Annotated in this window: 20 protein-coding genes; 10 read left to right on the forward strand and 10 right to left on the reverse strand. The window is 59.8% G+C overall.

The features are described from left to right. Nucleotides 1–62: 62 nt before the first annotated feature. Nucleotides 63–2300, reverse strand: a complete 2238-nt coding sequence (locus AB4Y71_RS05830) for a polyribonucleotide nucleotidyltransferase (protein WP_441718661.1) — start codon at nucleotides 2298–2300, stop codon at nucleotides 63–65. Nucleotides 2301–2858: 558 nt separating this feature from the next. On the opposite strand from AB4Y71_RS05830, the gene AB4Y71_RS05835 reads away from it, so the two are divergent. After that, on the forward strand, nucleotides 2859–3902 hold the full coding sequence (locus tag AB4Y71_RS05835; protein ID WP_441718664.1) for an NAD(P)-dependent alcohol dehydrogenase: 1044 nt from the start codon (nucleotides 2859–2861) through the stop codon (nucleotides 3900–3902). Nucleotides 3903–3997: 95 nt separating this feature from the next. Here the strand turns inward: AB4Y71_RS05835 and AB4Y71_RS05840 are convergent, their stop codons facing one another. Next, on the reverse strand, nucleotides 3998–4600 hold the full coding sequence (locus AB4Y71_RS05840; RefSeq protein ID WP_441718667.1) for a hypothetical protein: 603 nt from the start codon (nucleotides 4598–4600) through the stop codon (nucleotides 3998–4000). Nucleotides 4601–5073: 473 nt separating this feature from the next. Between AB4Y71_RS05840 and AB4Y71_RS05845 the strand changes: the two genes are divergently transcribed. Then, on the forward strand, nucleotides 5074–5385 hold the full coding sequence (locus AB4Y71_RS05845) for a DUF1883 domain-containing protein (protein ID WP_166650648.1): 312 nt from the start codon (nucleotides 5074–5076) through the stop codon (nucleotides 5383–5385). A gap of 22 nt (nucleotides 5386–5407) precedes the next feature. Here the strand turns inward: AB4Y71_RS05845 and AB4Y71_RS05850 are convergent, their stop codons facing one another. Together AB4Y71_RS05850 and AB4Y71_RS05855 are read right to left on the reverse strand one after the other, a co-directional pair. After that, nucleotides 5408–6382, reverse strand: a complete 975-nt coding sequence (locus AB4Y71_RS05850; RefSeq protein WP_441718669.1) for an ADP-ribosylglycohydrolase family protein — start codon at nucleotides 6380–6382, stop codon at nucleotides 5408–5410. Between the two features lie 826 nt (nucleotides 6383–7208). Further along, a complete protein-coding gene (locus AB4Y71_RS05855) occupies nucleotides 7209–8528 on the reverse strand; it encodes a YjiH family protein (RefSeq protein ID WP_417365987.1) in 1320 nt (439 codons plus the stop codon). A 417-nt stretch (nucleotides 8529–8945) separates the two neighbouring features. Here AB4Y71_RS05855 and AB4Y71_RS05860 point away from each other — a divergent pair, with 417 nt between their 5' ends. The 3 genes from AB4Y71_RS05860 to AB4Y71_RS05870 are packed head-to-tail and all read left to right on the forward strand — an operon-like array spanning nucleotide 8946 to nucleotide 13563. Beyond that, complete coding sequence (locus tag AB4Y71_RS05860; protein ID WP_013348415.1) at nucleotides 8946–9971, forward strand: 3-oxoacyl-ACP synthase III; 1026 nt, start codon at nucleotides 8946–8948, stop codon at nucleotides 9969–9971. Further along, nucleotides 9968–12556 carry an alpha/beta fold hydrolase gene (locus AB4Y71_RS05865; RefSeq protein WP_441718671.1) on the forward strand — a complete coding sequence of 863 codons (2589 nt, stop codon included), beginning with the start codon at nucleotides 9968–9970 and terminating at the stop codon, nucleotides 12554–12556. The genes AB4Y71_RS05860 and AB4Y71_RS05865 overlap by 4 nt, the downstream gene beginning before the upstream one ends. Then, nucleotides 12553–13563, forward strand: a complete 1011-nt coding sequence (locus AB4Y71_RS05870) for an NAD-dependent epimerase/dehydratase family protein (protein ID WP_441718674.1) — start codon at nucleotides 12553–12555, stop codon at nucleotides 13561–13563. Before AB4Y71_RS05865 ends, AB4Y71_RS05870 begins: the two co-directional genes overlap by 4 nt. 120 nt (nucleotides 13564–13683) lie before the next feature. Here the strand turns inward: AB4Y71_RS05870 and AB4Y71_RS05875 are convergent, their stop codons facing one another. The 4 genes from AB4Y71_RS05875 to AB4Y71_RS05890 form a co-directional block, all read right to left on the reverse strand. Further along, a complete protein-coding gene (locus tag AB4Y71_RS05875; protein ID WP_413455865.1) occupies nucleotides 13684–13917 on the reverse strand; it encodes a biotin/lipoyl-containing protein in 234 nt (77 codons plus the stop codon). Beyond that, complete coding sequence (locus tag AB4Y71_RS05880) at nucleotides 13914–14939, reverse strand: alpha-ketoacid dehydrogenase subunit beta (protein ID WP_417365979.1); 1026 nt, start codon at nucleotides 14937–14939, stop codon at nucleotides 13914–13916. Before AB4Y71_RS05880 ends, AB4Y71_RS05875 begins: the two co-directional genes overlap by 4 nt. Before the next feature lie 17 nt (nucleotides 14940–14956). Next, the gene (locus AB4Y71_RS05885) at nucleotides 14957–15931 is read right to left on the reverse strand and encodes a thiamine pyrophosphate-dependent dehydrogenase E1 component subunit alpha (RefSeq protein ID WP_441718677.1); all 975 of its coding nucleotides are present in this window, start codon (nucleotides 15929–15931) and stop codon (nucleotides 14957–14959) included. Between the two features lie 66 nt (nucleotides 15932–15997). Beyond that, nucleotides 15998–16714 (reverse strand): IclR family transcriptional regulator, encoded by a 717-nt coding sequence (locus AB4Y71_RS05890; protein WP_417366035.1) that lies wholly within the window; start codon nucleotides 16712–16714, stop codon nucleotides 15998–16000. 217 nt (nucleotides 16715–16931) lie between these two features. On the opposite strand from AB4Y71_RS05890, the gene AB4Y71_RS05895 reads away from it, so the two are divergent. Beyond that, entirely contained in the window at nucleotides 16932–17792 is an 861-nt protein-coding gene (locus AB4Y71_RS05895; protein WP_441718679.1) for a prephenate dehydratase, read from the forward strand. Nucleotides 17793–17873: 81 nt separating this feature from the next. Here AB4Y71_RS05895 and AB4Y71_RS05900 read toward each other — a convergent pair whose 3' ends face one another. Both AB4Y71_RS05900 and AB4Y71_RS05905 read right to left on the reverse strand, forming a co-directional pair. Next, entirely contained in the window at nucleotides 17874–18548 is a 675-nt protein-coding gene (locus AB4Y71_RS05900) for a response regulator (RefSeq protein WP_441718681.1), read from the reverse strand. Nucleotides 18549–18558: 10 nt separating this feature from the next. Continuing rightward, the gene (locus AB4Y71_RS05905; protein WP_441718683.1) at nucleotides 18559–20139 is read right to left on the reverse strand and encodes a sensor histidine kinase; all 1581 of its coding nucleotides are present in this window, start codon (nucleotides 20137–20139) and stop codon (nucleotides 18559–18561) included. A 260-nt stretch (nucleotides 20140–20399) separates the two neighbouring features. Between AB4Y71_RS05905 and AB4Y71_RS05910 the strand changes: the two genes are divergently transcribed. Genes AB4Y71_RS05910 through AB4Y71_RS05925 form a run of 4 tightly spaced genes read left to right on the forward strand, consistent with a single transcriptional unit; the run spans nucleotide 20400 to nucleotide 23946 of the window. Next, entirely contained in the window at nucleotides 20400–21413 is a 1014-nt protein-coding gene (locus AB4Y71_RS05910) for a Bug family tripartite tricarboxylate transporter substrate binding protein (RefSeq protein WP_441718686.1), read from the forward strand. Then, entirely contained in the window at nucleotides 21410–21913 is a 504-nt protein-coding gene (locus AB4Y71_RS05915) for a tripartite tricarboxylate transporter TctB family protein (RefSeq protein ID WP_441718689.1), read from the forward strand. Before AB4Y71_RS05910 ends, AB4Y71_RS05915 begins: the two co-directional genes overlap by 4 nt. Continuing rightward, complete coding sequence (locus AB4Y71_RS05920; protein WP_441687552.1) at nucleotides 21914–23548, forward strand: tripartite tricarboxylate transporter permease; 1635 nt, start codon at nucleotides 21914–21916, stop codon at nucleotides 23546–23548. Then, complete coding sequence (locus tag AB4Y71_RS05925) at nucleotides 23545–23946, forward strand: universal stress protein (RefSeq protein WP_441718692.1); 402 nt, start codon at nucleotides 23545–23547, stop codon at nucleotides 23944–23946. Before AB4Y71_RS05920 ends, AB4Y71_RS05925 begins: the two co-directional genes overlap by 4 nt. Nucleotides 23947–23995 lie beyond the last annotated feature (49 nt).

The following is a 23995-nucleotide window of genomic DNA, read 5'->3' on the forward strand; positions in this document are numbered from 1 at the left end:
GAGATTAAGCGAAAGCCCCGGTTCACTGAGGTGAACCGGGGCTTTCTGCAAGAATCTAAAGACTACTCAGCAACAACTGCTTCTTCGGCTTCTTCTTCATCTTCTACGACTGGTGCCAGCGACAGCTTGCCACGGTCATCAATCTTGGTGATCTCCACCTGCAGCTTCTGGCCAACGCCGACGACGTCTTCAACGTCTTCAACGCGCTTGCCACCGTTGATCTTGCGCAGCTCGGAGATGTGCAGCAGACCATCCTTGCCCGGGGTCAGCGAAACGAACGCACCGAAGGTGGTCAGCTTCACGACGGTGCCCAGGTAACGCTCGCCGACCTCAGGAACCTGAGGGTTGGCAATAGCGTTGATGGCCGAACGGGCAGCTTCAGCGGACTCGCCGTTGGTTGCGCCGATCAGCACGGTGCCGTCATCTTCGATCGAGATGTCAGCGCCGGTGTCTTCCTGGATCTGGTTGATCATCTTGCCCTTAGGGCCGATGACCTCGCCGATCTTATCCACTGGAATCTTCACCGAGATGATGCGTGGAGCGTTGACGTTCAGCTCATCTGGGGTGTCGATAGCCTGGTTCAGCACGTTCAGGATGTGCAGGCGAGCTTCACGAGCCTGGGTCAGCGCAGCGGCCAGAACCGAAGCTGGAATACCATCCAGCTTGGTGTCCAACTGGATCGCGGTAACGAACTCGGAGGTACCGGCAACCTTGAAGTCCATGTCACCCATGGCATCTTCGGCACCGAGGATATCGGTCAGGGCAGCGTAACGGGTTTCGCCGTCAACGGTGTCCGAAACCAGACCCATGGCGATACCTGCAACGGCTGCCTTCAACGGCACGCCAGCGTTCAGCAGCGACAGGGTCGAAGCGCAAACCGAACCCATGGAGGTCGAGCCATTGGAGCCCAATGCCTCGGAGACCTGGCGGATTGCGTATGGGAATTCCTCGCGGCTTGGCAGCACTGGAACCAGTGCGCGCTCAGCCAGTGCGCCGTGGCCGATTTCGCGGCGCTTAGGCGAACCAACACGGCCGGTTTCACCGGTCGAGTATGGAGGGAAGTTGTAGTTGTGCATGTAGCGCTTGGACTTCACTGGGGACAGCGAGTCGATCTGCTGCTCCATCTTCAGCATGTTCAAGGTGGTTACGCCCATGATCTGGGTTTCGCCACGCTCGAAGATTGCCGAACCGTGAACGCGAGGCAGGACCTCGACCTCGGCGGAGAGCTGACGGATGTCAGCCAGGCCGCGGCCGTCGATGCGGACCTGCTCGGTCAGGATGCGCTGGCGCACGATGTGCTTGGTGACAGCACCGAAGGCCTTGGAGATCTCGCCGGCACGCTCGGCGAAGGCAGAGCCTTCGGCGGTGAGCTGAGCGACGATCTCGTCCTTGAATTCGCCTGCAGCGCTGTCGCGCTCCTGCTTGTCAGCGATGGTGTAGATCTCTGCCAGGCGGGTCGAAGCAGCAGCTTCAACGGCGGTGTAGGCATCTTCTTCGTAATCGCGGAAGACTGGGAACTCAACGGTTTCCTTGGCAGCGCGTGCAGCCAGGTCAGCCTGGGCCTCGCACAGAACCTTGATGAATGGCTTGGCAGCCTCAAGGCCTTCAGCCACAACCTCTTCGGTTGGAGCCTGGGCGCCGCGTTCCTTGATCAGTTCCCAAGCGTTGTCGGTAGCTTCAGCTTCCACCATCATGATGGCAACGTCGTCGCCAGCGATGCGGCCGGCAACAACCATGTTGAAGACAGCATTCTTCAGCTCGGAGTGCTTAGGGAAAGCAACCCACTGCGCGCCGTTTCCGTCGTCAACCAGTGCAACGCGAACGCCGCCGATTGGGCCGGAGAATGGCAGGCCCGACAGCTGGGTGGACATCGACGAAGCGTTGATCGCTACGACGTCGTACAGCTCATCTGGCTCGATGGACAGAACGGTGACAACAACCTGAACCTCGTTGCGCAGGCCCTTGACGAAGGCTGGGCGCAGTGGGCGGTCCATCAGTCGGCAAGCCAGGATGGCTTCGGTCGATGGGCGGCCTTCGCGGCGGAAGAAGCTGCCTGGGATGCGTCCGGCTGCGTACATGCGCTCTTCAACGTCCACGGTCAGTGGGAAGAAGTCGAAGCCTTCGCGTGGGTGCTTGCCAGCGGTGGTTGCCGAGAGCAGTGCGGTCTCGTCATCGATGTAGACCATTGCCGAACCTGCAGCCTGCTTGGCAATGCGGCCGGTCTCGAAGCGAATGGTGCGGGTGCCGTAGCGACCGTTGTCGATCTGTGCTTCGGCGAATTGGATTTCTGGACCCTCCATTAAGGGGGTGCTCCTTTCGATCGCTCCCACGTGGTGGATGAGCGAACCGTGTGGCCCTACCCAGATCTGGTCTTCGATCGAGACCCGCGCTGGGACGCAAATCCGTCCTAGCGAAAGCCACTACCGAGGACCGCGAAACTGGCGGTCGGGACCAACGGTCAGTCAGCCCTGGGAGTTATTTTCTGTCGGGGCCCGCATAGAATATGCAGACCCAAGTACTAGCCTACCGGGAATTGGCAAAAGACGCAGTTCTTGGGCGATAGGCGCGTGCCAGCCACTTGCGTCGCTGCCATTCATCGTTTGAGAGCGGCCTTGCAGCCTGGGCAACCAGCGAAGATCATGCGGCGCTGCTGCCCTGGCGATCCCCGGGCGCAACCAGCACGGTGCGCGTTGATCCTCATTTAGGCAGGGAAACCTGCGGAAGGAAATTTTCTCCAGCCGGGATTATTCATAGCCTGTCGATTGTTGTTCTCCATGGGCTTTGCCCTGACGGACCGCGGCAATCGCCGCAGTCCAGAACATTTCCAGTCGTAACCCGCAAGACAAAGGAAAAACCTGATGGCAACTATGGTCAATGCATACGCAGCGCACTCTGCGACTGATGGACTCATTCCGACGCAGATTGAACGTCGTGCAGTAGGTCCGCACGATGTCTTGATTGATATCAAGTTCTCCGGCATCTGCCACTCCGACATCCACACGGTGCGCGGAGAATGGGGAAACCAGAACTATCCGCTGGTCCCGGGCCACGAAATTGCCGGCATCGTTGCCGAAGCCGGGCCAGAGGTAACCAAGCACAAGGTGGGCGACCGCGTTGGCGTGGGCTGCATGGTCAATTCCTGCATGGAATGCGAGAACTGCCTTGCCGGAGACCAGCAATTCTGCGAGCAGAGTGTTGGTACCTACGGTGCTCGTGATCGTGATGGCAGCATGACCCAAGGTGGCTACGCCACGCATGTCGTGGTTACCGAGAACTTCGCCCTGAACATTCCTGAAGGCATCGATCTGGATGTTGCCGCGCCCCTGCTTTGCGCCGGCATCACCACCTTCTCCCCGCTGAGGCACTGGGGTGCAGGGCCGGGCAAGAAGATTGCCGTCGTGGGACTCGGCGGCCTGGGCCACATGGCGGTCAAGATCGCCAGCGCCATGGGCGCTGAGGTCACCGTTCTGTCGCAGTCGCTGAAGAAGAAGGATGATGGACTGAAGCTGGGCGCAACCGACTACCGGGCCACCAGCGATGAGAACACCTTCAAGGATCTGCAGAAGAACTTCGACCTGATCATCAACACCGTCAGTGCTTCCATCGACGTCAGCGCCTACCTCGGACTGCTGCGCGTGAACGGCACCATGGTCAACGTTGGTGCTCCGGCAGAACCGTTGCCTGTCAATGCCTTCGCACTGATCGGGGGACGCCGTTCCTTCGCAGGTTCGCAGATCGGCGGCATCGAGGAAACCCAGGAGATGCTGGATTTCTGTGCCCAGCATGGCATTGGCGCAGAGATCGAGGTCATCGGTGCCACGCAGATCAATGAGGCTTACGAGCGCGTGCTGGCATCCGATGTCCGCTACCGCTTCGTAATCGATACCGCGACGTTGGCCTAGTTACCCCAGCTCACTCGGGTCGCAGAGAACGGTGCCGGTCTTGTCCAGCAGTGCAGGACAGATCCGGCGCCGTTTCGCGTCTGGCTAATTAACGTTCATTCGCCCCGGCGCGATCTACGAGTGCCTGCGTTCTCCCGTTGGCTGCCCTGTTCTGGAGCCTCGGCCGCAGTGCCCTGCTCAGACAAATTCCCCTTGATCGCGGCAAGCTCGGATTGGAGTTGCGCCACGGCACCACTGAGGTTCTTCAGTTCCTGCCTGCGGAGGCTGGCAGCCCTGAAAGTCTTGATCATCATGGCGATGATCAGCGGAATGGCCGCGAGCAGGGCCCAGCCGCTGCGTTCAAAGAAGTCGAGGGCCACCGGCAGGGCCTGATTGAATTCCCAGAAGGAATTCACTCCCCCGGCAATCGATTCCAATGCAGATTCCACGGGAGCCAGTTGCTTGCCCACAACTGGTATTCCGGAAAGATCAGGAGCATTCACCGGAGGCTCGCCCATGGTCCATCGCGGATCACCTGGCCGCTTCAGGATATAGATCCCGGCACCGGCGCTGGCAGCGGCGAATAAGAGCACCGAGGCCAGGGCGACCGCCACTAGCTGGTGCCGCCGCCATAGCCCCGCCGCCACGGCAAAACCAATCACCAGAATCCAAATCCACATTCGCAGTTGTTCCAGGCCAATGCCCGTCAGTAAATCCATGAACTTTGCCTCATTGCTCTGGGCCGCCATGACCCAAGTTGTGCGTTACTTCATCCCACTTAGGTACGCTATCGCGAGCAGCGGATTAATTGCCGCCTAGCACGTCAATCTGGTTGAGATCGAATCGTTCGAGTCGTCATATTGCTTCCTTGCCCCGGTATCCGGGACCCAATAGCCGATGGCTTCCGGCTCGTCCAATGCAGCGATCGGCTCATGCCACCTGCCGGCAGCTCGAATGGTAATTGCCACTAGCCCGCTTGCGATCGCGGATCTGGCATCGGTTGAGGTGGCAACGCGACGCACCCCAAAGACCAGAAGGCCTCGTTCTCCAGACTCCTGCAGCTTTGCCGTTGCAAATGCCCAAACCGGTACAGTGCTCTTGCCTTGGGTGCGTTGGCGACACTGGCCTGAATTTGAGTTAATGGGTCTGGGTCCGCTGCTCGGCGGATCACCTGGGATCGAGGAGGCTGGCATTGGCGGAGCCTAATTTTGCTGAACATTATTGGGATTTCATTGAGCGGGGAAGCATCTTGGTAGTGACTCTCAGTGGACCGGCTCATCTGCGGTTGATGGATCCGGAAAATTTCGCGGCATTCCAGGACGGAGAAGAATTCGAAGCATACGGTGGACTGGCACGCCGTGCTCCATACCGAATCAAGGTGCCCCATTCCGGACCCTGGTTTCTAGCGATTGATCTGACTGGCCTCGGTGCGCGTGGGGTGCGCCACGAAGTCAGCATCGTGCTGCCACAGAAGCTGGAAGCTCGACGACCAGCCCGGGACTAGAAGCAAGATCCCGCAGGAGAACTTAGCCCGCGAGCTCACTCGAAATATCGACAAGCTGTTGCATCCTCATTCCGGGCCAACCGTGGACCATATCCACCCACTGCGCCGGAACACTCGAGAACCCTGAAGCTGCGCCAATGAGCGATCCGGCGATGGCTGCCACAGTGTCGGTATCCACGCCTCCGCGAACAGCCGCTTCCAGCACCGGAACCAAGCGAGCGTTCCCGTCTTCCGGTTCGGCGGTGGCGATCGCGCTCCAAGCACCTTGGAACGCTTCAACGACCCAACCGTTATTTGTGAAGTCCCGAGGTCGATGGTTTTCGGCCTGGTGGATGCGCTCCTCCCATGCTTGTGCGCGTTCTGGTTCAAGCATCGCAAGACCTCTGCGAATATCTAGTTCGCCGGTGAGCACAGAGTGGTGAATGGCTACTGTCCAAAGCCCGCAGGCCTCAGCGGCTTCATCATCAAAATGGGTCAGCTTGCTGATAGCTGCCGCAGCTTCGAATGCGGCAGCAGGCGGTTCAGACAGATAAGCCAGCGCCACGGGCGGTGTGCGCATGAGACTGCCGTTCCCGCCGGAGCGGCCAGTTCTCCGGTGAATCTGTTCAGAACCAGCTAGCGCATCATCAGCGGTCGGCTCGGCTCTTCCGTCAGCAGACGCAACATGCTGGGCGTGGGCAAGGACAGCCCGCGTCTGGTTGCCGACGTCCGGTGCGTTCGTGGCCCATTTGGCCCATTCCCGAACCATGTAGTTGCTCGCGTCACCATCAAGCTTGCCGTTGGAATCCAGCAGGCCCTTGGCAACGACTATGGCCATTGAGGTGTCGTCGGTCCACTCCCCGGGCGCAAAATCGCCCAACCCGCCACCAATCATGGAGATTTTGGCGGATTCGGGCAACGGTGCGTTGAATTCGTAGCCCGCGCCCAGGGCATCTCCGGCAGCCATCCCGGTCAGGACTCCACGAATTCGATCTTTCACCTGTACTGAATGTGCCATTTGCGCCTTTCACAGGGTGGTCGCCAATGCAGAGTACTACTGCTTGGATCCACTGTACTGATCCGCGGCGACAGTAAAGCTACCTGAGCGGCCCCGGTAGCGTTCCCACGGTTGATTTGCGTCCTTGCGTCGTCGACCGGAATAGCGAACGAGGACATTGATGCGGTCACGATAACTGTTCCGCTTCTACCTGCGATCCCGACTTCGGTAAATAGCTCACCCGGTTGGCTTCGTCGCTGTCCGGGCTTGCTGCAAGCGCGCTCACGGGCATCGCCGAGCGGAGGCAGATCTCCTTGATCTCGATAGGCGTTTGACCCAACTTCTTGCAGTTATGGCCAATGCCCTGCAGGAACCAGGTTCCTGCAGGGCATTGGTTGTCGCCAGCCTCGGTCGTTGTGCCTAGGCGAATGCAGGCGGTGGCGGAGTCGTGGGGTCAGTTGGGTGCCCCGGCGCCGGCTCCGTGGGATCCTGCGGGCCCGGGGGCGGGATCGGTCCATCCGGATGCGAAGGGCTTGGTGGTACGTCCGGCTGCGCCGGGCTTGGCGGAGCATCTGGTGTCGGCGGTTGCGCTGGCGGTTCTGGCTGGTCGGGAATACTCGGATCACCCTGCATCGGAGCACCTGATTCGTGTAAGTGATTCATTGGAACCTGCTTTCCGTCGTATCGGTTCGACCATTCAACGACGGATCGTCTCCGCCTTGCAACGGCATTCAGGAATCGCAAAGCTGCAACAGTGCCGCGATATGGCGTGGTCGCGTCGAATCGGAAAGCATCACTCGGTTCAACCCATTGGCTTCGCAAGCTGCCGTGCGCCAGCGCAGCCGGCCTATAGCAGCATGCGCACGATTGGTGTCGCGATGAGGATGGTCAGGACAACGCGCACGAACCAGATAGCTACCATCTGCGGGATGTTCAGCGGAATCTGCGTCGCCAGGACGCATGGCACCAATGCTGAAAAGAAGATAATTGCAGAGACGCAAACGATGGCGATCACCATGCGCAGCTCGATGGATTCGTGTCCCGCAATGAGGGTTGCGGGAAGGAACATTTCAGCAATGCCGGTAGCCGAAGCCTTGCCAGCCAGCAACGGGTCATCCAGCCCGACGATCCAGGCAAATGGGACAAACAGGTAGCCTAGCCAGTCGAAAACTGGAGTGAAGCGGGCAACCACCAGTCCGAGCAATCCGACAGAGAGAATGGACGGCAAAATTGCCATGGCCATTTTCAGCCCATCCCATACGTTGGCGCCGACATTCTTGACCAGCGATGGCGCTCGCCGCGAGGCTCCCATGGCTTCGCTCCAGGCAACGCGTGCACGATTGCCCGTGACCAGTTTTTCCTTGTCATGTTCCTTGCCCAGGTACGTCGTGTCTGGAATCCGGCTCAGAGGCGGAATACGCACCGAAATGGCGGTCACCGCAAAGGTGACTACCAGCGACAGCCAGAAGTACAGGCTCCAGTGGTCCATCAGGTCCAGTGCCTTGGCAACAATAACCATGAAGCTGGCTGACACCGTGGAAAAACCGGTAGCGATGATGGCAGCTTCGCGACCCGTATAGCGGCCGCCGCGGTACATGCGGTCGGTGATCAGCAGACCCAGCGAGTAGCTTCCCACGAAGGACGCCACGGCATCCACGGCCGAACGTCCCGGGGTGCGCCAAATTGGACGCATGACCGGTTGGCAGAAGACACCAAGGAACTCCATCAGCCCGTAGCCAACTAGCAAGGCCAAGAAGATGGCACCTACTGGAACGATCAAGCCAACGGGAATGACCAATTTGTCCAGCAGAAAAGGACCCATATCCGGATCGCTGAGCCACGCCGGGGCAAAGTTGAAGAGCAGCGAGCAGCCGACAGCCAGCCCGAAGATGTTCAAGAATGCGAATATGCCACGTACCTTGGATGCCTTCCATCCTCCGGTGACGAAGGGAATAACTGTCCCGCAGATGAGCATCAGCAAGATAATGTACGGAACGACCGGTGCCGCGGCAGTTTGAATCCACGTCACCAAGTGATCCAACGGGATGGTGCTCTTGCCGTTGATGGTGATGGGGAGGAAGAAGAACAAGATACCGATAAGGCTATAGATCACGAATCGCAGAACGACCGGAAGAGTGCTTTGCGCTTCAACGCTTGAAGTTGTCATTGGATACCGCCTTGTCGATGAGGGCGAGGGCATCAGCGTGATTTGATGCGATATCCATACAACGCGACTCCGGCCCAGCAATGTGACGGGGATCGCTTTTCTTGTCCGGAGTTTCAGACTTCGCGTAGATGAGCGCTTCTGCGCGCTTCCTGTGGCTGCGCATATGGAAGCAGGCCCACAGAACGATCGCCCCCACTTGCCATGATTCTCATAGGACTAGTCTGTAGGATCGATATAGTCTGCATAGGCACTGATTCCAGCTTTCGGCTGAAAACACGCGCTCAAATAGGTCTTGGCGTCATGCAGGGAATAACCTAGGGAGAACACATACGCAACCGATGGCGCACACCCATCGGCCACGACGTTTCAATGCAGCACGCAGCACATAGATAGTCCAGCAGAAACGAAGGCACCATTTTGAACGGCAATGCCACCTTTAAGCACCACAACGTTGCGCTTTTATCAGTGAACAGCGTCCTCGCGCCCGAGGTGGTGAGCTCTGCAGAATTCGACGAGCGACTTGCTCCTAGCCTGAAACGTCTTCGCCTGTCCAAGAAGCTTCTGGAACGAGTTTCCGGGGTCAAGGAACGCCGCTGGTGGTCCGATGGCGTTGAATTCGACGACGCTGCAATTCTTGCCGGCAAGAAGGCGCTGGCCCAGGCCGGTGTCGATGCCAGCGAAATCGGCCTGCTGATCAACACTTCGGTCACCCGCCGCAACTTGGAGCCATCGGTGGCTTCCAAGGTGCACAACGGCTTGGGCTTGCCATCCTCCGCCATGAATTTCGACGTAGCCAATGCCTGCCTCGGTTTCGTCAACGGCATGAGCCTGGCCGCGAACATGATCGATTCGGGCCAGATCAAGTACGCCCTGATTGTTGCCGGCGAAGACGCCAAGCCAACGCAGGAAACCACTTTCCAGCGGCTGAACGCTGAAACATCCACGCGCGATGACTACATGCGTGAATTCGCCACGCTGACCTTGGGTTCCGGCGCCGCCGCTGCGGTCATTGGCCCAGCGGATGCGCACCCGGAAGCGCACCGCATCGTCGGCGGCGTATCGCGTGCCGGCACCGAGCACCACGAGCTGTGTGTCGGCGGACCCTCGGGCATGTACACGGACACGAAGGGCTTGCTGGATAACGGCCTCGAACTGGTCGTGGATGCCTGGGATGAAGCCCATCAATCCGGATGGAACTGGAAGTCCATGGATCGCTATGTGACCCACCAGGTCTCCAAGTCCTACACCAACGCCATTATCAAGGCCGTGGGCCTGGTCAAGGACCGCGTGCCGATCACGTTCTCCAAATGGGGCAACGTTGGCCCTGCATCCTTGCCGATGACCCTGTCCCAGGAAGCCGATTCGCTGAAGAAGGGCGATCGGGTGCTGTGCATGGGCGTCGGCTCGGGCCTGAACACCGCGATGATGGAGATTGCCTGGTGACCGAACTTTTCCCCGGTGTAAATGCAATTTATTCAAAGTTTCTGGACGTGCCGTCCACTTCCCAGGTGGACAGCCCGGGCACCGAGCACCGGTGGCACTTCCTGGATAACAACGAAGAACTTGAACAACGCGGAATAAAGCCGGTAGGCACCTTGGTGTGCGTACATGGCAACCCCACCTGGTCCTACCTCTGGCGCAGCCTGCTGAACCATGTCTCCGAGCACCAGCTGCCGTGGCGCGTAGTGGCCGTGGACCAGCTGGATATGGGCTTCTCGGAGAGGACCGGCAAGTTCCGCCGCTTGGCTGACCGGGTCAATGATCTCAACGACCTGACCCAAGCCCTGGACCTGACCGGCAAGATCACCACCGTGGGCCACGACTGGGGCGGGATCATCTCCTTGGGCTGGGCTGTCGCCCACCCGGACCAGTTGGAAAACGTGGTTCTGACCAACACCGCAATCCATCCGGCAGGCTTTGAGCTTCCAGCCGCCCTGAAACTCGCCTCGCACCCTGCCGTGCATGGCTGGGGCACAAAGACTTCTCCCGCCTTCTTGCAGGTGACCCATGCATTGGCGCAGCCTGCGCTGGCTCCGGCAGTGCGCAAGGCTTTCATGGCTCCCTACACGAGCGCTGACAAGCGTGAGGGCGTCGCCAACTTCGTTGCCGACATCCCGTTCTCCCCAGAGCACCCGAGCCGTCCGGCATTGGATGAGATCTCCGAAGCAGTGCGCTCCTTGAAGGTCCCGGCACTGATGCTCTGGGGACCGAAGGACCCGGTCTTCTCCGACCGCTACCTGCGCGATTTGATGTCCCGGCTGCCACACGCCCAGGTGCACCGCTTCGAAGGCTCCAGCCACCTGGTAGGCGAAGACAACGACATCGCCACCCCGATCTTCCAGTGGCTCGCCGGCGAGCAGAATTCCAAGAACATCTCGCGCGCCGAAGCCTTGGGTGAATACCGCCCAATGCTTGCCGAGCTGGACTCGCGCACCGAAGACCAAACAACTGCGGTCGTGGACATCAACCCCGCACGCTCGCTGTCATGGGCCGAGCTTGGCGAACGCGTGAACGCACTGGCAGCAGGCCTGCAGCAGATCGGCGTGAAGGCCGGGGACCGAGTGAACCTGCTGGTTCCGCCGGGCATCGAACTGACCACGCTGATCTACGCCTGCCTGCGCTTGGGCGCAGTGATCGTGGTGGCCGATGCGGGTCTTGGCACCAAGGGCATGGGACGAGCCATCAAGGGCGCTGGACCAAGCTACCTGGTTGGCATCGACCGCGCCCTGACCGGAGCCCGGCTCTTTGGCTGGCCCGGAATCAAGATTGCTGCCGAAGACCTGCCAACTGCCAAGCGCAAGCTGCTGGGTGTCGCCCATACCTTGCCCGAACTCTACGCAGCTGGCGGCAAGGCATCTGCGCAGGAACTGGCCTTTGAACCGGCCAACCCGGATGCAGACGCTGCGGTACTGTTCACTTCCGGCTCCACTGGCCCGGCCAAGGGCGTGGTGTACACGCACCGCGAACTGGCTGCAATGCGCGATACCCTGCGCGAAACCTACAACCTCAAGGCCGGTTCCGCGCTGGTGGCGGGCTTTGCCCCGTTCGCGCTGCTGGGCCCCGCCCTGGGCGCCACCTCGGTCACCCCCGATATGGATGTGACCGCTCCGCGCACGCTAACTGCTGCTGCACTGGCCGATGCCGCTCTCGCGGTGGACGCAACCACGGTCTTCGCCTCCCCTGCCGCGCTGGCTAACGTGCTGGAAACCCAGGATGCGCTGAACCCAGCCCAGCGAGAGACCTTGGAAGGGGTCTCGCTGATGCTCTCGGCCGGCGCCCCGATTCCCGAGCACTTGCTGGCCAAGGTCCAGGATCTGGTTCCCAACGCCCGGGTCCATACCCCCTACGGAATGACCGAAGCACTGCCGGTCACCGATATCGACTTGCCCGGGATCCGCGCTGCCGGAGCGGGCAATGGAGTGTGCGTGGGCACCGCCGTGGCCGGGGCCACTGTTGCCATCGCACCGATTGACGCCTTGGGCGTGGCCGGCGATCAGCCGGAATACACCCCGAATGCCACCGGTGAAATCCTGGTTCGCGCTCCCCACGTCAAGGACCGCTATGACCGCTTGTGGATTACCGAGCAGCTCAGTACCTCCATCCCCGGCTGGCACCGCACCGGCGACGTCGGGCATCTGGATGAGGCCGGACGCCTGTGGGTCGAGGGCCGCCTTGGCCACGTGCTGCGCACCTCCAAGGGAGCCATTACCCCGGTAGCTGCCGAGCATGCGGTTGAATCGGTTGCCGGCGCTGGCCGTGCCGCATTGGTCGGGGTCGGTCCTGCCGGTACCCAGGCTGCAGTGGTGGTCATGGAAACCGTGCCCCCTGCCCGCAAGCCGGGCCCGGCCGCCAATGATCTGGCCCGCCAGGTACGCGCCGCGGTCGGTGCCACCGGCACCGAGGTGGCCGCCGTCCTGGTGGTGCCCAACCTGCCAACGGATATCCGCCATAATTCCAAGATTGACCGGGCCGCGCTCGCCGACTGGGCTACCGCGACCCTCGCTGGTGGAAGGATCCGCAAGCCATGAATTCATCGGAAAATACTGGCACTGCCCGTCGTGTTCTGGTCACCGGCGCCAGCGGCATGCTCGGCGGCGCTGTGGCCCAGCTGTTGCGCGACAAGGGCCACCATGTGCGCACCTTCCAGCGTGGAGCTTCCGCCTCAGACACCGATGAAGTCCGCGGCTCGCTGACCGATCAGCAAGCTGTAGCCGCCGCAGTTGAATCCATGGACGCGGTCATCCATCTGGCGGCCAAGGTCTCCTTCACCGGTGCGTGGGAAGACTTCGTCGCCACAAATATCACGGGTACCAGCAACCTGCTCGAAGCGTCCAAGGATGCAGGGGTCAAGGATTTCGTCTTCGTCTCTTCGCCTTCCGTGGCCCACTTTGGCGATTCGCTGGCCGGCGCCGGTGCGGGCCAAGCTGATCCGGATAAGGCACATGGATCCTATGCGCGATCCAAGGCCGCCGCTGAGTTGCAGGCGCTGGGCGCGGATTCGCCAGCGTTTCGCGTGACCGCGATCCGTCCGCACGTGGTGTGGGGTCCGGGCGACACCCAGCTGGTGGAACGTGTCATCCAGCGAGCCAAAGCCGGACGGCTGCCGTTGCTGGATCAGGGTGCGGCACTGATCGACACCACCTATATCGACAATGCCGCTGCAGCAATTGTCCGCGGACTGGAACGCATGGATCACGCCCATGGGCGGGCCCTGGTAGTTACCAACGGCGAACCGCGACCAGTGGGCGAGCTGATCGACGGCATCTGCCAAGCAGGCGGCGCCCCGGCTCCCAAGCTGAACGTTCCAGGCTGGCTGGCCCGCGGCGCCGGCTCGGTCATCGAGAAGCTGTGGCTTGCCGCCGGTTCGCGCAACCTGGTGCACGATGAACCTCCGATGACCCGCTTCCTAGCCGAGCAGCTGTCCACCGCGCATTGGTTCGACCAGCGCGAAACCCACGAGGTTCTCGATTGGAAACCTGAAGTGGGCATCGATGAAGGCTTGCAGAAGCTGGCGGAGCATTACCGCGCATCCTGACACCGCTTAGCGACCAGCGCGATGCAGCCCCGAAGCCTTGGGGGAAGCTTCGGGGCTGCATTCCTGCTTAGCTGACGTTTCTCCGTTTTTGGGGAACGGGTGAAAAGCCTGCAGGTCTTTTCAGGCGATGTTGGCAATCGCCGAGTTCTGGATAACGACGGCACCCTCCTCGACTAGGTGAGTCAAGACGCCGGCGGCCGGTGCGTTGATTTCCATGTCAATCTTGTCCACGGCAACTTCTGCAATCAGTTCACCTTCGGCCACGGTGGCTCCGCTATCCACAAACCAGGTGGCAACGGTGCCTTCAGCATCGGGGTCTTTCTCGGAAAGTACGGGGAATAGTACCTGGCTCATCGTCCCACCTGCTTCAATACTGCTTCCTTAATTCGTGCCGGCGTCGGCAATACCGTGTATTCCAGCGTCCGAGCGTATGGGATTGGAAGATCTGGATTGGCCACGCGGCCAATCGGCGCCTTCAAGATGGTTGGATCATGCTCCGCGATCCGGGCAGCGATCTCACCGGAAAGGCCAAAGGATTGGTAGTCCTCGTCTACGATGACCAGGTGTCCGGTCTTGGTTACCGAGTCGATAATCGCCTGGGTATCCATGGGAACTATGCTGCGCAGGTCGATGACCTCGACATCCACGCCCTCACCGGCCAACTCCTCGGCCACGTCCAGTGAGTGGTGCACCGAAAGCGAAAGCGTCACGATGGTGACATCCTTGCCGCTACGCGGTACCGCGGCCTTGCCGATCTCCACGACGTGGTCCCCTCCAGGAACCGGGCCAATCGAACGTCGGTTCTTCTTCATCCACGCCAAGCCTTGGATGCCCTTGTGGTACATGAACACCACTGGGTTGTCGTCGCGGATCGCCGCGGTCATCAGTCCAGCTGCATCCGCTGGGTTGCTGGGCACCACGACCTTCATTCCCGGCAGGTGGGCGAAAGTGCCCCACAGGCATTGTGAGTGCTGCGCGCCGTCGGAGTAGCCGCCGCCCACTGCGGTGGTCAGCACCAGCGGAACCTTGACGTTGCCGCCGGATTCATAGTGGATCTTGGCCATGTGGTTGTAGATCTGATCCATGCAGACTCCGAAGAAGTCCACGAACATCAATTCCACAATCGGGCGCATGCCCTCGGTGGCAGCACCGATCGCAGCGCCGATGAAGCCTGTTTCGGAGATGGGCGTATCGATGATCCGCTCTGGCCCGAAACGCTCCAGCAAGCCGGTAGTCGAGGAGAAGATGCCGCCGTAGGGTCCCACATCCTCACCCATGACGAACACGTTTTCATCGCGTTCCATTTCCCGGGCGATCGCCTCAACGGTGGCCTTGGCAGTATTCAGGCGGCGAGTGCCTGTCGCATCCGTAGTCATTTCATGCTCCTTATTCGCTATGCGAAAACGTAGTCGCCGGCGGTGGATGGATCAGGTTCAGGGCTGGATTTGGCGAATTCCACTGCTGCTTCCACCCGCTTGACCGCTTCACTGCGGGTTTGCTCAACGAAGGAATCGTCAATGACCCGTGCATCGCGCAAGGTCTGCTCGTAGGTCGGAATCGGGTCGCGGCCCGGAACTCCTTCCAGATCGGAGCGGTATCCCTGGGCATCGCCTTCGAAGTGGCCCCACAGGCGCAGCGTGCTCACTTCCAGCAAGCTCGGTCCCCCGCCATTACGCGCCCGTTCAAATGCCTTGCCGGCTTCTTCGTAGACGGATTCAACAGCGTTGTCTTCAACCCGGACTCCGGGAATGCCGTAGGCGGCTGCTCGCACCGCGTTGGATGGCACCGAGGTGGACTGCGAGCGCGGAACCGAGATTCCCCAATCATTGTCTTCCACCACGAAGATCACTGGCAGCTTCCATAGGGCCGCAAGGTTCAGCGATTCGTGGAAGGCACCCTGGTTGGCGGCGCCTTCGCCGGCTACCGCGATGGCTACATTATTGGCGCCTCGGCGCTTCATGGCCAGGGCCTGGCCGACGGCTACTGGCAAGCCTTCGCCGATGATTCCGGAACAGGAGAATTTGGCTTTCGGATCAAACAGGTGCATGTGTCCGCCTCGACCGCGGCCCAGCCCGTCAACCCTGCCGAAGATCTCGGCGGTCATCGCATTGATCTCCACACCGTGGGCCAGTGCGAAGTGATGCGGACGGTGCGTCGCGGTGACGGAGTCGCCTTCGGTTGCATGCGCGCAGACTCCGGCGGCTACTGGTTCCTGTCCTGCGGCCAGGTGCATTTCGCCGGGAATGAGGCCAGCGCCAATATCGAATACCGGCTTTTTATCGGCGTGATACTCACGCAAGATCGTCTCTTCGTATGTCCTGATCATTACCATCTGCTGGTAAAGCTCACGTTGAGTGTTCGAGTCCATGTCCCCTCCTTGGGCCGAGGACTCAATCATGTAACCCACGTCATATGCTCAACAAGAGGAGGAATTTCAAATGGTGATAAGAGGTGTCCCCATGGCCAATCCCAACCTGCGGGCGGCGCGCTTCAGGCTCACCGTTTCTTCCGCAGCCAACGTGCGCTGCGAGGGTAGTGAAACAGCAACAGCACCAACCAAGCCATTGGAACGGATCGGGGCGGCATGGCAGCTGATCCCCAGCAGGTACTCTTCCTTATCCGACCAGATGGGAACATTCTCGGCCAGGCTGCGCTCCAGGTTGCCCTTGCTGGTGATGGTGTTGGGCGTCAGGTCATGCAGGTCATGGCTGTTGATGTAGGCATCGCGCAATTCCTCGCTCAAGTTGGCCAGGATCGCCTTGCCAAATGCCGTGGCATGGCCCGATTCATGGATGCCCACCCACAGATCCACACTGCGACCTTCAGGCCCTTCGACCATGGCGAGCAAATGGATTTCGCCTTCTTGGTAGGTAGTCAAATAGGTGGCCGCACCCAGCTCGGCGCTAAGTGAGCGCAAAACTGGCCTTATCCGAGGAAGGAATTCTTGCACGGTCTCGTTCTGGACGGTCAGCGCTGAGGCGCCTATCGCATACCCGCCGTCTACCTTGGACAGATACCCCTCGAACTCCAAAGTTCGCAGCAGATGATAAGTGGTCGGCAAAGGAAGCTCTGTCATGCGTGCCAACTTTTTCGCAGGCAACGGCATAGCGCTGGATGCCACAGCTTCAAGCAGGCGAAGCGCCTTTTGCACCGAACCAATCAAGGTAGGTTCCGCCAACTTGCACCCCCAAGAATAGAAGAAGTCCCCACTGCTTCATCAGTGATCCACATCATACCCCAGTGATGTTGCTGCCCAACAGGGAGCCGATTTAACGTCCATCGCGCTCCAGAAGCACTTTCCCGATACGCGTACGAAACCTTGGTACTTGCTTTTCTGCCCTCCGGTAGCGCTGGGCTATGTTGTTTTAATGAGCAACAAGATTTCCTATCAGGGCGAAGCCGGTTCCAACTCGAATATGGCTTGCACAGAACTTTTCCCCGATATGGAAGCGGTGCCCTGCGCCAGCTTTGAAGATGCTTTCTCCATGGTGGAAAACGGCGAAGCGGACTTGGCCATGATTCCTATCGAGAATTCGCTGGCCGGACGCGTTGCCGATATCCATGTCTTGCTGCCCGAATCGGATCTGCAAATCGTTGGCGAGCATTATCTGCGGATCCGCTTCGACCTGCTGGGACTTCCCGGTTCCACTATCGAAGGCGCAAGTGAAGTCCACAGTCACATTCATGCTTTGGGACAGTGCCGCAAGATCATCCGCGAGCACCAGCTGACCCCGGTCATTGCCGGTGACACGGCGGGCTCTGCGCGAGAAGTACGCGATTGGAACGATCCCACCAAGCTGTCCTTGGCCCCTCCCCTGGCCGCTGCTCTTTATGGCTTGGAAGCACTGGCCATTGGCGTAGAAGATGACCAGACCAATACAACACGATTTGTCGTGCTTGCGCGCAAGCAGGACATTCCAGCCCGATCCAGCATGCCAGCATCGTTGGTCACCACTTTGGTCTTCCAGGCTCGCAACGTACCCAGCGCCCTATACAAAGCCCTGGGCGGTTTCGCGACCAACGGCGTGAACCTCACCCGCCTGGAAAGCTACATGGTGGGCTCCGGGTTTGCCGCTACGACATTCATGGTGGATATCGAAGGCCACCCCGATGACCTCCCGGTACGCCGAGCACTGGAGGAGCTGGACTTCTTCACCTGGGAAATCAAGATCCTAGGCACCTACCCGGCCAGCGAGCATCGGCAAAATGCCGTAGCCTCGTTCGTCTAGCCGGGCAGTTTTGAACCGGGTGGCTTCTTGACATGGCGTCTTTGACGGACCCCTACTAGGCGGATCTGTCCAAGCCGCCAGCTAGCTGTTCCACGAATAGCGGCGTTCTGGACGCCCTACTCCCCCATAGCGCAGATTCACCTGGGCCAGGTTTTCTTCTGCCAGGTACTCCAAATACCGGCGAGCGCTGACCCGGGAAGTTCCTAGCTTCTCGGCTGTTTCCGTGGCCGATATGGGCTCTGCAGCGTCTTTGACGATGTTCTCGACCAGTTCCATGGTTTCGGCACTGCAGCCTTTGGGAAGCGGCCGGCGCTTGTTCCCGCCAAGTCCGAACAGCCTGTTCACATCGGCTTGCTGCAATTCCTTGTCTGCGGCATCGCCAATCGGCTGGTAGGTCTTCGCGTAGTGCTCCAGCCGCTCGCGCAGATCTTCGCGTGAGAAGGGCTTCATCAGATAGTGGACTATGCCGCCTCGAAGCGCACGGCGCACGGTATCCATTTCCCGCGCCGCACTGATCACCAGCACATCCAGATCCGGCTGGACTTCGCGCAGCCGCTGCAGCAGGTCCAGTCCGTTCATATCCGGCAGATGGATATCGAGCAAGATGAGATCCGGGGACATGGCGGTGACGGCCTTGAGCGCGTCCCCGGCCGAGTGCGCGACGCCAACCACGGTGAACTCCGGCTCGCTGTTGACGAAACCTGCGTGCACCTTGGCAACCATGAAGTCATCGTCGATCACTAGTACTTTGATCACTTCTTGCGTCCTACTTCCTGAGCGTAGCGGTAAACCGGGCGCCGCTGGCATTGGCAGCTGCGAGCTCCCCGCCGCGGCGTCGGCAAACCAGGCGGCTGATGGCAAGTCCAAAGCCCCTGCCGCCGGAGACAGCGCTGTCCTTGGTGGAGAAGCCCTGGGTGAAGATCTCATCGATGGCATCCTCGGCGATCCCTTCACCATTGTCACTCACGACGATCCGCACCATGTCATTGGTGTCTTCGATACCGACTTGGATCTCTGGATTCGGGACTGAAGCGGCCGCGTCCATCGCATTATCGACCAGGTTGCCGATCACGGTCGTCAAATCCCGTGCCAGTTGGTCGTTGCATCTGCCCAGCGTTGAATTCGGCGCCATCTGCAGGTGCACCCCGCGTTCGGTGGCCACACTGGACTTGGCAATCAGCAATGCGGCAATCGTGGGTTCTGCAATCCGGGCGGAGACATCCTCGAAGATCCTGCTGCGGCTGAAGCTGACCCCATCGATGAACCCCACGACTTCGTCGTACTCCTCAAGCTGGATCAACCCTGAAATGGCGTGCAGCTGGTTGGCGAATTCGTGGGTCTGCGCCCGGAGCATGTCAGCGGTGGCCTTGCTGTCTCCAAGCTCTTGTTCCAGCAGGGTCAGTTCAGTCTTGTCGCGGAAGGTCGTGACCGATCCCAGGTCCTTCCTGGCTGTCTTGACCGGCATGCGGTTGAAGACCAATACGCGCTCGCCGACAAGGAATTGCCGGTCCGGCTGTTCCTGGCTGGTGGTCAGCGCGTGCCGCACCTGTGGAACGACGTCCAGTTCATCCAAGGTCTTGCCGACGCAGTGGGCCGGCAGCTGCAGCAGTTCAATGGCCACATCGTTGGCCAGCATCACCCGGTAGTCCGGCGAGATGGAGATGATTCCCTCTTTGACTCCGTGCAGCAGAGCTTCGCGATGCTCGAAGAGCTCTGCGATTTCCCGTGGTTCCATTCCACGGGTCTGGTGCTTGACCCGTCGGGCCAGCAGCACCGAGCCGGTTGTTCCCAGCAGCAGGGAAATGACCAAGGTGATCAAGGCGCTGGGCGCGATCTCCTGGATCATCTCGGTGGTGCTGGGATAGCCTTGCCCGGCGCTGATGATCCCCACCATCTTGCCTTCATCATCCAGCACCGGAACCTGGGCAATCAGCACGTGGTTGCCGTTGCGCCAGATCTCCCCGGTCCATCCGCGGCCCTGTGTGACAACGGATTCAGGGTGCAGTATCGAGGTTCCTACTTCATCTGGGAAGCTTGAAGTTATGACGGTGCCTCGCGGATCGGCGATGATCACGAATTGGAGTCCCGAGGTGCTGCGCACGGATTCGCCCATGGCCGGCAGCGCCGAGCCCATTTCGGGTTCCGCTTCCGGCAGGAGAACGCGCAACAGCGGGTTGGCGGCCAGCGATTCTGCGGCGGAGAGGCTGCGGCGGCCCTCGATTTTTTCGAAGTTATTGGTGGCTTGGGTCAGCGATACGGTAATGACCCCGGCCAGCACCACTGCGATGATCAGCAATTGCAATACGAGATACTGCCCAGCAAGGGTGATCTTGCGTCGCGTGTGCATTTTAGTGAGCCAATCGCGCACGGCGCCCATTGCTTCGCCCCCAATATTCCATAATTCCGCCCTTGGACTGGGCCGGCCATGCGTCCGGCGATTCACGGGCACTGTGCTACTTTACCGAAGATTCCAATGGTTCAGATCACATTTTCCGGTTACACAATGAACAGTATTTTCTTTGCGTACGCAAGAGTGACGTGGCTTCGTACCGCGCATAAGTTGTTATCACTGGCAAACCCCGATGAAAGCAAAGAGGCTGAATTCCCATGAAACCCTTCAAATCCTTCCGTGTGCTGACTGCGTTGGCAGCCACCGCCGCTCTGGCCCTGACCGCCACTGGCTGCGGCGTGACCTCAGAATCCTCCAGCAGCGATGCTGCAGAATCCAAGGGACCTATCGCGAACCTCCGCATCATGGTGCCTAACACTCCAGGTGGAGGTTACGACACCACCGCTCGCGTGGCCGCAAAGGTCATGGATGATGCGTCGCTGGCCAGCAACCCAGAGGTCTTCAACCTTGCAGGTGCCGGCGGCACCGTCGGCTTGGCCCGCATGATCAATGAAAAGGGCAATGGCGACCTGGCCATGCTCATGGGCCTGGGCGTCGTGGGCGCCAGCTACACCAACGAGACCGAAGCCAAGCTGACCGAAACCACGCCGATCGCCAAGCTCATCGAAGAGCCAGGAGCGATCATGGTTTCCAAGGATTCTCCGTACAAGACCATTGACGACTTAGTCAAGGCTTGGAAGGAAGACCCGAGCAAGCTCTCGGTCGGTGGCGGCTCGTCCCCAGGCGGTCCGGACCACCTGCTGCCAATGCAGCTGGCCGAAGCTGTGGGCGTTGATCCCAAGGACGTGAACTTCGTATCCTACGACGGCGGTGGCGATCTGCTGCCAGCCATCCTGGGCAACAAGCTGGCGTTCGCGGCATCCGGCGCCGGCGAATACATGCAGCAGATCGAAGAGGGCTCGGTTCGCGTACTGGCCACCAGTGGTGAAGAACGCTTGGAGGGCGTGGATGCCCCAACCCTGACCGAGTCTGATATCGATCTGGTCTTCTCCAACTGGCGTGGCTTGGTCGCACCACCTGAGATCTCCGAAGAAGACAAGGCCAAGTGGGTCAAGCTGATCACCGAAATGCATGACTCGGCCGAATGGAAGGAAGCATTGGCCACCAACGGCTGGAGCGATGCCTTCATGACCGGTGAAGAGTTCTCTACGTTCCTCACTGAGCAGGATGAGCGCGTAGCCAGCGTTCTGAAGACCCTGGGTCTGGCGTGAGCGAAGTAAGCACCGCAAAGATGAAACGCGTCGAACTCCTGTTCGCCGCGTTTCTTCTTATCGTCGGCATCATTGTGTTTGTTGATGCGTCGCAGCTCCATGTGACGTACTCCCAGGCAGACGTTGTAGGCCCCAAGGCCCTGCCTTACGTCGTGTCGGGCATTCTGGTTCTTTCGGCCATTGCCTTGGCTATCACCGTGCTGCGAGGAAACCTCGCGACGGGCGAAGAAGGCGAGGATGTGGATCTGAGCCAGCCTTCGGATTGGAAAGTCCTGATTCCGCTGATCGGCATCTTCATGCTGAACCTGCTGATTGTGAACTGGGCTGGTTGGGTTATCTCCGGAACGATCATGTTCTTTGGGACAGCCACCTGCCTGGGTGCCCGGCGCTGGGTTTTGACGCTGGTCATTTCCCTGGCGCTGGCTTTCGGTTCTTTCTACGGCTTCTATCTAGGTCTGGGCATCAAGCTTCCAGCCGGAATACTCTCGGGTGTGCTCTAAATGGAAACTCTAGATTTACTGATGGGCGGATTCGCTTCGGCGCTGACCCCTGTCAACTTGCTTTTCGCTTTCGCCGGCGTGATCTTGGGAACCGCCGTTGGCGTGTTGCCTGGCATCGGACCTGCCATGGCTGTGGCACTGCTGCTGCCTTTGACCTTCGGCATGGAAACATCCAGCGCGCTGATCATGTTTGCCGGCATTTACTATGGCGGCATGTACGGCGGGTCAACCACTTCGATTCTGCTAAATACCCCCGGTGAATCTGCCACGGTGATCACGGCTATTGAAGGCCATAAAATGGCCAAAGCTGGACGTGCAGCTCAGGCACTGGCCACTGCTGCCATTGGTTCCTTCGTCGCCGGCACTATCGGCACTGCCTTGCTGGTAACGGTCGCGCCGATCGTGGTGAAGTTCGCGGTGAGCCTTGGCGCACCGAGCTACTTTGCCATCATGGTCTTGGCTTTGGTGACCGTGACTGCTGTTTTGGGTTCCTCCAAGATCCGCGGCTTTGCAGCCCTTGGCTTGGGGTTGGCCCTTGGCCTGGTCGGCATGGATCCGGTCTCCGGGCAGCAGCGCCTGACCTTTGGATTCGCACCACTGGTAGATGGTTTGGACATCGTGGTGGTGGCCGTCGCAATCTTCGCCATCGGTGAAGCATTGTGGATTGCCGCCCACCTGCGTACCAGCCCGGCACGTACCATCCCCGTAGGAGCCCCCTGGATGGGCAAAGAGGATTGGAAGCGTTCGTGGAAGCCGTGGCTTCGCGGCACCGCGTTCGGTTTCCCCTTTGGTGCCTTGCCGGCCGGCGGCGCAGAAGTTCCGACTTTCCTTTCCTACGTCACGGAAAAGAAGCTGTCCAAGCATCCTGAAGAGTTCGGCCACGGCGCCATTGAGGGCGTTGCAGGACCTGAAGCGGCCAACAACGCTTCGGCCGCTGGCACCTTGACTCCAATGCTGGCCTTGGGCCTGCCGACCAACGCTACTGCTGCGGTCATGCTGGCTTTCTTGACCATGAAAGGAATCCAGCCCGGTCCTCTGTTGTTCGAAAATGAGCCAGATTTGGTGTGGGCGTTGATTGCCAGCTTGTTCATCGGCAACACCTTGCTGTTGCTGATCAACTTGCCGTTGGCGCCGCTGTGGGCCAAGCTGCTGAAGATTCCTCGCCCGTATCTGTACGCCGGGATCTTGTTCTTCGCAACACTGGGTGCATTCTCCGTGAACATGCAGGTCGCGGATCTCTGGTTGCTGCTGCTAATCGGTTTGCTGGGCTTTGCCCTGCGCCGCTTCGGGCTTCCAGTGCTGCCACTGATCTTGGGTGTCATTATTGGCCCCATGGCCGAGGAACAGTTGCGCAAGTCGTTCCAGCTTTCCGCCGGTGAAGTTTCTGGGTTGTGGAGCGAGCCGCTTGCAGTTGGCATCTATGTGCTCATTGCAATCCTGTTGCTTTTGCCTGTCGTGATTTCCAGTATTCGACGCAAGCGCGGCACTGGCACCGCAGACAGCGACGCACTGTTGGCAGGCACTGCGGCAGAGACTGCGAAACCAGTCTTGCACGGTACCGGTTCTGCATCGGAGCAGGAGCCATCAGCAAAGAGAACAGAGCATACCAACGCTGCTGAAAGTGATGAATCATGACGGTCGTAGTGGGTTACATTCCCTCGCCTGAAGGTGAAAGCGCCCTAGCCCGGGCCATTCTCGAAGCTAAATGCCGTGAATCCCGACTCATCGTGGTGAACACGTCAAAAGGCGACCAGCTCATTGATGACAAGCTCATTGATGCGAAACAATTCCACGATTTGGAAGCTCGGCTTTCCGAAGCCGGTATCGATTTCTGGATTGAACGCCATCCGCAAGGTGCCGATGCAGCTGATCAGATTCTCGATATAGCTCGCGCTCAACGAGCGGAGCTCATCGTAATCGGCATGCGCAAGCGGACCCCCATGGGCAAATTCCTCATGGGAAGCAACGCCCAACGGATTCTGCTCCAGGCCTCTTGTCCTGTGCTGTCCTTGAAGGCGTCCAGCAACTGGTAAATCTTTGTTCTACCGGACTGCACATAAAAGACTGGCCCGCACCTTGGTG

This window comes from Glutamicibacter sp. MCAF14, assembly GCF_052114325.1.
Taxonomy (GTDB): Bacteria; Actinomycetota; Actinomycetes; order Actinomycetales; family Micrococcaceae; genus Glutamicibacter; species Glutamicibacter arilaitensis.